Annotated in this window: 15 protein-coding genes; all 15 read right to left on the reverse strand. The window is 56.6% G+C overall.

Annotation, left to right across the window (positions count from 1 at the left end):
* The coding region (gene hinT / locus QZ766_RS06710; protein WP_297199172.1) for a purine nucleoside phosphoramidase at positions 1–341 on the reverse strand (341 nt) is incomplete at its 3' end.
* A gap of 328 nt (positions 342–669) precedes the next feature.
* Complete coding sequence (gene ptsG, locus QZ766_RS06715; protein WP_297199176.1) at positions 670–2,103, reverse strand: PTS glucose transporter subunit IIBC; 1,434 nt, start codon at positions 2,101–2,103, stop codon at positions 670–672.
* A gap of 300 nt (positions 2,104–2,403) precedes the next feature.
* A complete protein-coding gene (locus tag QZ766_RS06720; protein WP_297199179.1) occupies positions 2,404–3,198 on the reverse strand; it encodes a metal-dependent hydrolase in 795 nt (264 codons plus the stop codon).
* A gap of 10 nt (positions 3,199–3,208) precedes the next feature.
* On the reverse strand, positions 3,209–4,213 hold the full coding sequence (gene holB / locus QZ766_RS06725; RefSeq protein WP_297199182.1) for a DNA polymerase III subunit delta': 1,005 nt from the start codon (positions 4,211–4,213) through the stop codon (positions 3,209–3,211).
* Positions 4,210–4,851, reverse strand: a complete 642-nt coding sequence (gene tmk / locus QZ766_RS06730; RefSeq protein WP_297199185.1) for a dTMP kinase — start codon at positions 4,849–4,851, stop codon at positions 4,210–4,212. Before tmk ends, holB begins: the two co-directional genes overlap by 4 nt.
* A complete protein-coding gene (gene yceG, locus QZ766_RS06735) occupies positions 4,841–5,863 on the reverse strand; it encodes a cell division protein YceG (protein ID WP_297199187.1) in 1,023 nt (340 codons plus the stop codon). The genes tmk and yceG overlap by 11 nt, the downstream gene beginning before the upstream one ends.
* Entirely contained in the window at positions 5,860–6,675 is an 816-nt protein-coding gene (gene pabC, locus QZ766_RS06740; protein WP_297199189.1) for an aminodeoxychorismate lyase, read from the reverse strand. The genes yceG and pabC overlap by 4 nt, the downstream gene beginning before the upstream one ends.
* Positions 6,676–6,788: 113 nt before the next feature.
* Positions 6,789–8,030: a beta-ketoacyl-ACP synthase II gene (gene fabF, locus QZ766_RS06745; RefSeq protein ID WP_297199191.1), complete on the reverse strand. Its 1,242-nt coding sequence runs from the start codon at positions 8,028–8,030 to the stop codon at positions 6,789–6,791.
* Positions 8,031–8,121: 91 nt separating this feature from the next.
* Positions 8,122–8,358 (reverse strand): acyl carrier protein, encoded by a 237-nt coding sequence (gene acpP, locus QZ766_RS06750; protein WP_000103754.1) that lies wholly within the window; start codon positions 8,356–8,358, stop codon positions 8,122–8,124.
* 209 nt (positions 8,359–8,567) lie between these two features.
* The gene (gene fabG, locus QZ766_RS06755; RefSeq protein ID WP_297199209.1) at positions 8,568–9,302 is read right to left on the reverse strand and encodes a 3-oxoacyl-ACP reductase FabG; all 735 of its coding nucleotides are present in this window, start codon (positions 9,300–9,302) and stop codon (positions 8,568–8,570) included.
* Between the two features lie 18 nt (positions 9,303–9,320).
* Complete coding sequence (gene fabD, locus QZ766_RS06760) at positions 9,321–10,250, reverse strand: ACP S-malonyltransferase (RefSeq protein WP_297199212.1); 930 nt, start codon at positions 10,248–10,250, stop codon at positions 9,321–9,323.
* Positions 10,251–10,264: 14 nt separating this feature from the next.
* The gene (locus QZ766_RS06765) at positions 10,265–11,218 is read right to left on the reverse strand and encodes a beta-ketoacyl-ACP synthase III (protein ID WP_297199215.1); all 954 of its coding nucleotides are present in this window, start codon (positions 11,216–11,218) and stop codon (positions 10,265–10,267) included.
* A 6-nt stretch (positions 11,219–11,224) separates the two neighbouring features.
* Entirely contained in the window at positions 11,225–12,259 is a 1,035-nt protein-coding gene (plsX, locus tag QZ766_RS06770; protein ID WP_297199219.1) for a phosphate acyltransferase PlsX, read from the reverse strand.
* A gap of 73 nt (positions 12,260–12,332) precedes the next feature.
* On the reverse strand, positions 12,333–12,506 hold the full coding sequence (gene rpmF, locus QZ766_RS06775) for a 50S ribosomal protein L32 (protein WP_297199221.1): 174 nt from the start codon (positions 12,504–12,506) through the stop codon (positions 12,333–12,335).
* A gap of 16 nt (positions 12,507–12,522) precedes the next feature.
* A partial coding sequence (locus QZ766_RS06780) for a YceD family protein (protein WP_297199224.1) occupies positions 12,523–12,844 on the reverse strand: 322 nt, incomplete at its 5' end.

Raw genomic sequence — 12,844 nt, forward strand, 5'->3', positions numbered from 1 at the left:
AGCAGCGGGCCCAGCGGGCGGCCGCCCAGCAGGTGCATATGAATGTGGTACACCTCCTGCCCACCGTGGCGGTTGCAGTTAACCACCAGCCGGTAGCCGTCATCGGCAATACCTTCGTCCCGGGCAATTTTAGCCGCCACCGTCATCATGCGTCCGAGAGCCTGTTCGTGTTCGGCGGTGACGTCGTTGACGGTGGGGATCAGCACGTTAGGGATAATGAGAATATGGGTTGGCGCCTGGGGCGAAATATCACGAAAGGCAGTGACCAGCTCATCCTGATAGACGATATCGGAGGGGATTTCGCGGCGGATAATTTTGCTGAAAATCGTTTCTTCTGCCATGAGTTTTTTCCTTTATGATTTTGGCCGTTTGGCAATCAGCGCTTCTGATAAGCGCGTAAGAGTATGAGCGACTTACGCCTATTCTATCAACCCGATTGCAATTTTTCTTGCCGCGAATTTCCCGGCTGATGCTTCCTTAACCGTATCAGAGCCTGCATGCCTGACTTTGCGGCGCAGGTGGCGCAAAAGGCCGTTCCCGGACTGTATTGCGAAAATGGCGCGTGGCGGCAGGAAAACCGAAGCGGGATGGCGGAAATGAAAAAGCGACCACGGGGGCGGTCGCTTGATAAGACAGCAGTGCGGGTCCGGGCTCCCCGACCCGCAGCGCTTAGCTGTTGCGGATGTACTCGTCCATTTCGGTTTTCAGGTTGTCCGATTTCGTACCGAAAATCGCCTGAACCCCTGAACCGGCGACCACTACCCCAGCCGCACCCAGCTTTTTAAGGCCAGGCTGATCCACTTTCGCTACGTCGGCAACGCTGACGCGCAGGCGGGTAATACAGGCATCGAGGTTAGTGATGTTCTCTTTACCGCCGAAAGCCGCCACCAGCGCCGGTGCCATTTCACCGGATGCTGCTGCTTTACTGTCTTCGCTGGCATCTTCGCGACCCGGCGTTTTCAGGTTCAGCGCTTTGATAAGCACGCGGAAAACGGTGTAGTACACGATGGCGTAGCCGATACCGATAATCGGGAACAGCCACAGCTTGCTGCTGTTGCCGGACAGAACCACAAAGTCAATCAGGCCATGAGAGAAGGAAGTCCCGTCACGCATCCCGAGCAGGATGCAGATCGGGAACGCCAGTCCCGCCAGAATGGCGTGGATAACGTACAGGATCGGCGCCACGAACATGAACGAGAATTCGATAGGCTCGGTGATACCGGTCAGGAACGCGGTCAGCGCTGCGGAGATCATGATCCCGCCCACTTTGGCGCGGTTTTCAGGTTTCGCCGAATGCCAGATAGCGATCGCTGCCGCCGGCAGGCCGTACATTTTAAACAGGAAGCCGCCGGAAAGTTTACCCGCAGTCGGGTCGCCCGCCATATAGCGCGGAATGTCGCCGTGGAAAACCTGGCCCGCGGCGTTGGTGTATTCACCAATTTGCATCTGGAAAGGAACGTTCCAGATGTGGTGCAGGCCGAACGGCACCAGGCAGCGCTCGATAAAGCCGTAGATACCAAAAGCCACAACCGGATTCTGGTAGGCCGCCCACTGGGAGAACTCCTGAATGGCCGAGCCAATTGGCGGCCAGATGAAGGACAGGAGGACGCCGGTGATAATGGCAGTGAGGCCAGAGATGATCGGCACGAAGCGCTTACCGGCAAAGAAGCCCAGATACTCAGGCAGCTTGATGCGATAGAAGCGGTTGAACATGTAGGCTGCGATGGCACCTGCGATAATGCCGCCAAGCACACCGGTATCGGCAAGGTGTTGAGCGGTTATCTCTTCTGGCGGTAAATGCAGCACCAGCGGCGCAACCACGGCCATAGTTTTAACCATAATGCCGTAAGCCACGACGGAGGCCAGCGCCGAAACGCCGTCGTTATTGGTAAAGCCCAGCGCCACGCCGATAGCGAAAATCAGCGGCATGTTGGCGAACACGGACCCACCGGCTTCCGCCATAACGTGGGAGACGACGGCTGGCAGCCAGCTGAAGTTTGCCGATCCGACGCCCAGCAGGATACCTGCGATAGGCAGTACGGAAACTGGCAGCATCAGCGATTTACCGACCTTTTGCAGGTTAGCAAATGCGTTCTTAAACATAATAGAGAGTGCTCCTGAGTATTTATGCTTTTATTACGCTTTCGCGCATGTCCGAGGGGGGAGAACCTCGTCGTTAACAGGACGTCTGAGCGCCCTTTTATTAATTACACAGAGTAAAATAATTAAGCCGATGTTTGTTTGATGGCTGTCACGTTTCAGCTTGTAACAGTGTAAATGACTGCTTATAACTTGTTCTGGCAGGCCGAAATTTGAGCAAAAGCGTCAGCTACCGCCGTTTTCACGGCGGCGTACTTTACCTGGTTTAGCTATTAATTTCGATGCGAAAAATAAATCAAATAATCAGGCGGGCTGCAGGCTGGAGAGATCAACGTGAAACAGCGCTGAGAAGTTTTTGCTGGTCTGCTGCGCCAGCTGTTCCAGAGTGACGCCTTTCAGGACCGCCATATACTCGGCCACGTCGCGGGTCATTGCAGGCTGATTCTCTTTACCCCTGTGCGGAACCGGCGCCAGATAGGGAGAGTCGGTTTCCACCAGGATCCTGTCCAGCGGCACGTAGCGCGCGGCCTCGCGCAGTTGCTCCGCATTGCGGAAAGTCAATATGCCCGAAAAGGAGATGTAGAACCCTAAATCAAGCAGCTTGCCCGCCGTTTCTGTGTCTTCTGTGAAACAGTGTAGTACGCCGCCGCAATCCGTCACTTTTTCTTCGCGCAGTATTGCCAGCGTATCTTCACGGGCATCGCGGGTATGCACAATAACCGGCTTATTAAGCTCGCGGCCGATGCGGATATGGTGGGCAAATGAGGCCTGCTGGCGCGCTTTAGTTTCCGGGGTGTAAAAATAGTCCAGCCCCGTTTCTCCCATCGCTACCACGCCCGGCTCAGCCGCCAGCTGCCGCAGCTCCTGCGGATCGTACTCGTCATCCTGGTTAAGCGGATGCACCCCGCAGGAGAATGCCACGTTCGGACGTTCGCCAATTAGCGTGCGCATGGCCCGGTAGCCCGGCAGCGTAGTCGCCACCGCGAGGCAGAACTTCACGTCGCGCGCGGCGGCTTTTGCCAGCACGTCGTCCACGTCTTTGTGCAGGGTCTCGTAATCGAGACCATCAAGATGGCAGTGGGAATCAACTAAGAACATGGTTTCTCTCTTAAAAAGGGGATACGGGGAGTACCGCGCCCGGCGTGAGCCAGTGCTCCCAGCGCAGTAAGCTGTTATTGAGCATTAGCTCACGGTTCAGGCTGGTGACGCTAAGCAGCTGCTCGCGGCATTCGCAGGCATCATTAATGATTGCCCGCAGTCGCTGGCTGGATATTTTATTTGCCAGCTGGTGAACGAGTCCGGGCGCGTCGGCATTGGCCAGCAGCGTAATGCCCTGCTGCAGCTTGGCAGCGTCCAGCAGCAGAGACGTCAGGGCATACAGGCGCTCGGCAACGGTATCGTGATTCAGCACCGGCAACAGCGTTAGCCAGTCGCCCTGTCTCAATACATTTTCCAGCGCAGCAATCAGCTGGCCGCGAGCTGTTTGGTGGGCCTCATCTAAAAGAGTCAGCGCAGCGGCGGGCGCACCACCGCACAGGCGCAGCGCAGCAAGCGCCGCTTCAGGTGACGTTGTCACCTCCCTGTTAAGCCAGGCAAGCCCGTAGGCTTCCGGGGGCGGCGCCAGATGGAAGTGGCGGCAGCGGCTGCGCACCGTTGCCAGCAGCCGCGCCGGCTCACGGGCCACGAGGAAAAACCAGGTGTTTTCCGGTGGTTCTTCCAGCGTTTTGAGCAGGGCGCTGGCCGCCGCCTCGGTAAGCTGCGCAGCATCGCTTATCCACACCACTTTCGCCCCGCCGAGGCGCGCGTGCTCGTACAGCTTCTCCGCAACGCCGCGCACCGCGTCAATGCCGACGCTGTTTTTGCCCTTTTCGGGCTGGACAACGTAATAGTCCGGATGCGTGCACGCCTGCATCAGCTGGCAGCTGTGGCATTTGCCGCAGCTTTTGCTCCCTTCCGGGGAGTGGCACATTAAATAGCGGCACAGCGCATAGACCAGCGCATCCTCGCCCATTCCGGGCAGCGCCTGTACCAGCAGCGCGTGGTGCCCTCTTCCCGCCTGATAGCTGGCGACCAGCTGCTCAAACGGCGGCCTTAGCCACGGGTACCACTTCATGCACCCTGCTCCTGCACCCACGCCGTCACCGCAGCCCGAATGCTGGCGGTGACCTCTTCCAGCGTTCGGGTGGCATCAATGGTGTGAATCGAGGGATCTGCGGCCGCCAGCGCCTGATAGCGCTCACGGGTACGGTTAAAAAAGTTGAGGGACTCGGCCTCAATGCGGTCCAGCGCGCCCCTGGCGCGGGCGCGCCCGAGGCCAATTTCAGGAGTGACATCCAGATAGAGCGTCAGGTCCGGACGAAAATCCCCCAGCACCGCATCGCGCAGGGTTTCCAGCAGATGCCGATCGATACCGCGCCCGCCGCCCTGATAGGCCTGCGTAGAAAGATCGTGACGGTCGCCGATAACCCACTTACCCGCGGCCAGGGCCGGCTTAATGACGGACTCCACCAGCTGTACCCGGGCAGCGTAGAACATCAGCACTTCCGCTTTGTCGGTAATGACTTCATCGCCAACGGACTTAATGTCCAGCACCAGACTGCGAAGCTTTTCAGCAAGAACAGTGCCCCCCGGTTCGCGGGTAAAAACCAGATCGTGCACGCCAAGCTGGTTGAGCGTCTCCACGATAGCGTCGCGGGCGCTGGTCTTGCCGGCGCCTTCCAGGCCCTCAATGACGATATATTTACTGCGCATTTTTTTCCTTCAGAACTTTCAGGTAATCCTGCACCGAGCGGTTGTGGCCGGCGAGATTGGTATTAAACGTGTGCCCCCCCTTGCCGTCTGCGACGAAATAGAGATACGGCGTTTTGGCCGGATGGGCAGCCGCGTTGAGCGACGCTTCGCTCGGCGTGGCGATAGGACCCGGCGGCAGGCCGGCAATAACGTAGGTATTATACAGCGTTGGCGTCTCCAGATCCTTGCGGGTCAGCCTGCCGGTGTAGCGGTCGCCCATGCCGTAAATGACGGTGGGATCCGTTTGCAGGCGCATCCCGATGCGCAGGCGGTTGATAAACACCGACGCCACGCGATCGCGCTCGTCCGCAACAGCGGTTTCTTTCTCTACAATCGAGGCCATGGTTACCAGCGCATTCTTATCATCATAGGGCAGATCCTTCATGCGCCCGTCCCAGGCGGCGTCTACCGCTTTTACCATCTTCAGGTGCGAGCGTTTAAGAATGGCGATATCGCTGGTGTTAGCGGTATACATCCAGGTGTCCGGCCAGAACCAGCCTTCAACCCGATCAGCATTATCCAGTTTTAGCGCCTCAGCAAGGGTGGCATAGCTGTCATCTTTGAGAGTGTGCTTCACGTACGGCGCATCCCGCAGTTGTTTCAGATAGTCGCTGACCCGCATGCCCTCGACGAAGCGCAGCGGGAACTGCGCCTCTTTGCCGCTGGCCAGCAGCGCCATAGCCTGCCGTACGGTCATGCCGGGAGTAAAGCGGTAGGTGCCGGCTTTAAAGTGCGCGAGATCGGGCTCGACTTTGAGCAGCCACTGAAATACCCGCGGGCGGTTGACAATTTTGGCCTCATACAGCAGGTCACCAAGGGCCAGGCGCCCGGTGCCGGGCTTAAGCGTAAAGATCGTTTCCTGAGAAATTAAGATCTTGCTGTCCGCCAGCTGACGAACTTTCCACACGCCGACGCCGGCGGCGATGATAAACGCCGCCAGCAGCAGCAGAATAAAGCGAAACATTTTCTTCATGACGAAATTGACTGCTCACAAAGGGGGGCAAGATAGGAAAAGAGCGCGCGCGAAAGATAGCTGACTTCGTCAAACGTGCTCACGGGAACCACAGGCATAAGGGAATTACATAAAAGCACCTCGTCAGCCCGGCGCACGGCGTCGGCATCCGCGCTCACTTCCACCACGCTGTAGCGGCTTTTCGCCAGCAGCTCAAGGCAGCGCTGGCGCATAATTCCATTCACACCTGCGTAGTCCAGGCGCGGAGTAAATACCGTATCGCCGGCGCGCCAGAGTATATTTGCCGCACAGCATTCCGTAACCCAGCCGTCGCTGTCAAGGACCAGCGCTTCATCGGCGCTCGTCTGCTCAAGATGTCTGCGAACCAGAACCTGCTCGAGGCGATTAAGGTGCTTGAGTCCGGAAAGGGCCGGATTGCGCCCCAGGCGAATGGGGCTCAGGGAGAGCGCAATGCCGTCCTGTCGCCAGCGGGGATAGTGCGTGGGAAGCGATGACACAGAGAGAATACGCGCCGGCATCTGGCAACCTGAAGTGCTGTATCCGCGCCCGCCGCTGCCGCGAGTGATGATTACCTTCAGCACGCCCTCGCGCTGCGTCTCGGCAAGCGCTATCATCTCCTGCTCTAATGTTGCCCATTTGATGAAGGGAATAAACAGCGCCCCGCAGGCGTGCCTGAGGCGCGCCAGGTGCTTGTCCAGCAGAGCAACCTGCCCCTGCTGAATACGCGCAGTGGTAAAACAGCCGTCGCCGTACTGGATCCCGCGATCGTCTGCCGCCAGAGAACTCTGCTCTGTTCCATTGATCAAGAACATAAAAGCTCCTTGTTGAGAGGCCAGAAAGTCTGGCAGGAGGAGGGTTTGAGCACAAGCAGAGAATACTTAAAGAAAAGGCCTGCTGAGCAGGCCTTAGTCAAACAGCGCAGGAATCACACTCTTTTGAAGATAATTGAGCCGTTAGTACCGCCGAAGCCGAAGGAGTTACACAGCGTGTAGTCCATGGCGCTGACCTGGCGCGCTTCATGCGGAACGAAGTCCAGATCGCAACCTTCATCCGGATTATCCAGGTTGATGGTTGGCGGAACCGCCAGATCGCGCAGAGCAAGAATCGAGAAGATGGACTCGACTGCGCCCGCGGCACCCAGCAGGTGGCCGGTCATGGATTTGGTGGAGCTGACCAGCACGCGGCTGGCGGCCTCGCCAAAAATGCTCTTCACGGCCTGCGCTTCGGCTTTATCACCCGCAGGGGTGGAGGTGCCGTGCGCGTTCACGTAGGCAATCTGGCTCGGATCGATACCGGCATCACGAATGGCATTCGCCATTGCCAGTGCAGCACCCGCACCGTTTTCCGGCGGCGAGGTCATGTGGTAAGCATCGCTGCTCATGCCAAAACCGACAATCTCCGCATAGATTTTAGCGCCGCGTTTTTTAGCGTGTTCGTACTCTTCCAGCATCAGGATACCTGCGCCATCACCGAGCACGAAACCGTCGCGATCTTTATCCCACGGACGACTTGCGCCCTGCGGGTCGTCGTTGCGGGTAGAGAGCGCACGGGCAGCGCCAAAACCGCCAACGCCCAGCGGGGTACTTGCTTTTTCAGCGCCGCCGGCCAGCATTGCATCGGCGTCACCATAAGAGATCATTCGTGCCGCGTGACCGATGTTATGCACGCCGGAAGTACAGGCAGTTGCGACACAGATGCTTGGGCCACGCAGTCCGTACATGATGGTCAGGTGACCTGCCACCATGTTAACAATTGTGGACGGTACGAAGAACGGGCTTATTTTGCGGGGACCGCCCTGAACCAGCGAACTGTGGTTCTCTTCGATTAAACCAAGACCGCCGATACCGGAGCCAATAGCAGCACCAATACGCGTGGCGTTCTCTTCCGTCACTTCAAGGCCAGAATCCTGCATGGCCTTAACGCCAGCGACAATTCCATATTGAATAAAGGCATCCATCTTGCGCTGTTCTTTGCGCGAGATAATGTCCTCACAGTTAAAATCCTTTACTAAGCCAGCAAATTTCGTTGCGTGGGCGCTAGTATCGAAATGGTCGATCGGGCTGATGCCACTCTGACCGGCAAGGAGAGCTTTCCAGGTAGACTCTACGGTATTGCCGACAGGAGACAACATGCCCAGTCCGGTCACAACTACACGACGCTTAGACACGTTTGTCCTCCAGGGAGGGATAAAAAAAGAAAAAAAGTGGGAATTAAAAGATAAAACTCAGGCGGTCGAATGACCGCCTGGAGATGTTCACTTACGCCTGGTGGCCGTTGATGTAATCAATGGCAGCCTGAACAGTGGTGATTTTCTCAGCTTCTTCGTCCGGAATCTCAGTATCAAACTCTTCTTCCAGAGCCATTACCAGCTCAACGGTGTCAAGAGAATCAGCGCCCAGGTCCTCAACGAAGGAAGCATTGTTGGTAACTTCTTCCTGCTTAACGCCCAGCTGTTCGCCGATAATTTTCTTAACGCGTTCTTCGATAGTGCTCATACTCTTAAATTTCCTATCAAAACTCGCTTTCGCGATGGTTTTCGTAGTGTATAAAATGTTGAAAAATTTGCAACTAAATCCCGGCATGTCTACCACGATTTTACGCTATTTTGCGGGCATTAGCCCTAATAACGCAAATCATTTTGTACATAATGTTTCATGAAATAGCACGGAGTGCGCGGTTCATGAGCATTTTGTACAAAGCATCGTCAGACCATGTACATCCCGCCATTAACATGCAGCGTTTCACCGGTGATATAGCTTGCTTCGTCGGAGGCTAAAAATGCAACCGCACTGGCAATTTCATTTGGGGAGCCCAGGCGCCCCGCAGGAACGGCTGCCAGTGTACCCGCGCGCTGCTCATCGGTCAGCGCACGCGTCATGTCCGTTTCAATAAAACCCGGAGCAACAACGTTTACAGTAATCCCCCGCGACGCGACTTCGCGCGCCAGAGATTTACTGAAGCCAATCAGACCCGCTTTTGCCGCAGCATAGTTGGCCTGACCCGCATTTCCCATGGTACCAACCACAGAACCGATAGTAATGATACGACCATGGCGCTTTTTCATCATAGCGCGCATTACCGCTTTTGACAGACGGAATACTGATGACAGGTTGGTTTCGATAATATCGTTCCACTCGTCATCTTTCATCCGCATCAGCAAATTGTCGCGAGTTATCCCGGCATTATTGACCAGAATATCCACTTCGCCAAACTCTGCGCGAATATTTCCCAGAACCGATTCAATAGATGCAGGATCGGTCACATTCAGCGCCAAACCTTTACCGTTGGCGCCTAAATAGTCGCTAATCGCCTGCGCACCGCTTTCGCTGGTCGCGGTACCAATCACCTTCGCGCCGCGTGCTGCGAGCGTTTCAGCGATAGCGCGGCCAATGCCGCGGCTTGCACCCGTTACCAGCGCAATTTTTCCTTCAAAACTCATGGTTTTGTTTTCCTCTCGTTATTGCTCAAGCGCCGCTGACATCGCGACAGGCTCATTAATTGCCGCTGCGGTCAGGGTGTCAACAATACGTTTTGTCAGGCCGGTAAGTACCTTGCCCGGGCCAACTTCATAGAGCTGCTCTACGCCCTGCGCGGCCATAAACTCAACGGTTTTAGTCCACTGTACCGGGCTATAAAGCTGGCGAACCAGCGCGTCGCGGATGGCATCAGCGGCGGTCTCGCTCTTAACATCAACGTTGTTAACCACCGCAATCTGCGGTGCGTTGAAGGTGATCTTAGCCAGCTCGGCCGCCAGTTTTTCAGCCGCGGGCTTCATCAGCGCGCAGTGGGAAGGCACGCTAACCGGCAGCGGCAGCGCGCGCTTGGCGCCGGCGGCTTTACAGGCGGCGCCCGCGCGTTCGACGGCTTCTTTGTGGCCGGCGATAACCACCTGGCCCGGCGAGTTAAAGTTGACCGGTGAAACCACCTGTCCCTGCGCCGACTCTTCGCAGGCTTTAGCAATTGACGCATCGTCAAGGCCGATAATGGCCGACATGCCGCCGGTGCCTTCAGGCACGGCTTCCTGCATGAATTTACCGCGCAGTTCAACCAGGCGCACCGCGTCAGCGAAATCAATCACGCCCGCACAAACCAGCGCGGAGTATTCGCCCAGGCTGTGGCCGGCCATCAGCGCCGGCGCTTTACCGCCCTGCTGCTGCCAGACGCGATACAGCGCTACGGATGCCGTCAGCAGCACAGGCTGTGTCTGCCAGGTTTTATTCAGTTCTTCCGCTGGTCCCTGCTGGGTCAGCGCCCAAAGGTCATAGCCCAGTGCCGCTGAAGCTTCAGCAAAAGTCTCTTCAATCACCGGATACTGCGCAGCCAGATCGGCCAGCATACCTACGGCCTGAGAGCCCTGTCCGGGAAACACAAATGCAAATTGCGTCATGTAGTTATCCTTTATTAAAAACGAACCAGCGCGGAGCCCCAGGTGAAACCGCCGCCGAAAGCTTCAAGCAGCACCAGCTGACCGCGCTTAATGCGCCCATCGCGCACGGCTTCATCCAGCGCGCAAGGCACGGACGCCGCCGAGGTATTGCCGTGTCTGTCGAGAGTGACAACAACGTGCTCCATCGGCATACCCAGCTTTTTCGCAGTCGCGCTGATGATGCGCAGATTGGCCTGGTGCGGCACCAGCCAGTCCAGCTCGGCGCGATCGAGGCCGTTCGCCGCCAGCGTCTCTTCGACGATGTTGGCCAGCTCTTTAACCGCTACTTTAAATACTTCATTTCCGGCCATCGTCAAATAGATGGGATTTTCCGGATGAATGCGGTCGGCATTCGGCAGCGTCAAAAGTCCGCCATAGTTGCCGTCAGCGTGCAGATGGGTAGAAATGATACCCGGCGTTTCTGAAGCGCCCAGCAAGACCGCGCCAGCGCCGTCGCCAAAAATAATAATGGTGCCGCGATCTTCAGGATCGCAGGTGCGCGCCAGCACGTCAGAACCAATGACCAGCGCATGCTTGACCGCGCCGGATTTCACGTATTGGTCAGCGATGCTGAGAGCATAGGTAAAACCCGCGCAGGCCGCGGCGACATCAAAGGCCGGGCAGCCTTTAACGCCCAGCATCGCCTGGATCTGGCAGGCGGCGCTCGGAAAGGCGTGCGTTGCCGACGTGGTGGCAACAATTATCAAACCAATATCATCAACGCTAAGGCCGGCCATCTCAATAGCCCGCTTCGCGGCTTCGCAGCCCATTGTCGAAACGGACTCGTCCGGAGATGCGATGCGGCGTTCACGGATACCTGTACGCGTGACAATCCACTCGTCAGAGGTGTCTACCATTTTTTCAAGGTCGGCGTTGGTACGCACTTGCTCTGGCAGATAGCTGCCGGTACCTATAATCTTCGTATACATGTACGCTCAGTCTTTTGGTGGTAATACAGATTCGAGGCGAGCGGCGATCCGCTGGGGGACCTCACGCTGCACTGCCTGCACTGCCTGTTCAATCGCCACGCTGAACGCGCGCTGATTGGCAGCACCATGACTCTTAATCACCGTGCCGCGCAATCCTAACAGACAGGCGCCATTATACTGGTCGGGGTTGAGGTGACTGAATCGCCGCATCAGGCCTTTTTGTAGCCAGCGCTTAAGAATTTTCAGCCACCATGACCGCTTTTTACCTTCTCCCTGCGTTTTCAGCAGAGAAAGAAACATTCTGACAACGCCCTCCATGGTCTTTAACGTTACATTGCCGGTAAAACCGTCACACACCAGCACATCCGTTTTGCCGGTAAGAAGCTCGTTGGCTTCAAGATAGCCTGTATAATTAATAGAAGAGATATTTTTAAGCATTGCGGCCGCATCACGAATGCTGTCAGGCCCTTTCGTCTCTTCTTCGCCAATGTTCAGCAGCGCCACTCTCGGGGCAGAGATACCGAGAACTTCTTCGGCCATCACAGCGCCCATGATGGCAAACTGCACCAGCATCATGGCATCGCAATCAACGTTGGCACCTAAATCCAGCACCACCGTTCTACCCTTTTGCTGATGCGGAAGCACGGTCATCAGGGCCGGGCGCTCAATGCCGGCCAGCGGCTTGAGCAGCATGTTCGCAAGCCCCATCAGCGCACCGGTATTACCAGCGCTGACGCAGGCGTCGGCGCGCCCCTCTTTCACCTCTTCCAGCGCTAAGCGCATGGAGGTTCCCCGGCTGTTGCGTATGGCATGTGCCGGACGCGCGTCACTGGCAATAACTGACTGAGCAGGGATAACCTGCAGACGCGAACGTTGTTCGAAGTCAGCTCTGGCAAGTAAAGGCGTGATGTCGTCGGGATTGCCGACTAAGATGAGCGAGAGTTGTGGATTAGAGCGCAGTGCCTGCAAAGCTGCAGGCACCGTCACGGAAGGGCCTGAATCGCCCCCCATGACATCTAACGCAATGGTCAGACGCGTCAAGGTTTCGTCGCCGCCTGGTTCGGTAACCCCGCGCGAGCGGGGTAGCCTCACTAAGCCTCACGCTTTCGCGTGATTACTTAGCGATAACCTTACGACCGCGGTAGAAACCGTCGGCAGTCATGTGGTGACGCAGGTGTTTCTCACCAGAAGTCTTGTCTACAGACAGGCTGGTAACTGCAGTCAGTGCGTCATGAGAACGACGCATGCCACGTTTGGAACGGGTTGGTTTATTTTGTTGTACGGCCATGGACCTTACTCCTCAATTACTTACGCTTTAAGCTGGCTAATACGGCAAAGGGATTTGGCTTCTGCGCCTCTTCAGGCAGCTCACCAAAAACCATGTCCGCGTCGGACACTTCACAGTGTTCAGAATCATGCACCGGAACCACTGGCAGATAGAGGATAATTTCATCCTCGACCAGCGCCAGCAGGTCGATTTCGCCGAAATCGTTAACTTCAATCGGCTCATACGCTTCCGGGAGTGCTTCAGCCTGCTCATCATTTTTGACCGGGCTGAAACAATACGTTGTGTGAACATGATAAGGAAACGGTTTCCCGCAGCGCTGGCATTCAAGCGTCACGTCA

The organism is uncultured Pluralibacter sp., from assembly GCF_913775985.1.
GTDB lineage: Bacteria > Pseudomonadota > Gammaproteobacteria > Enterobacterales > Enterobacteriaceae > Pluralibacter.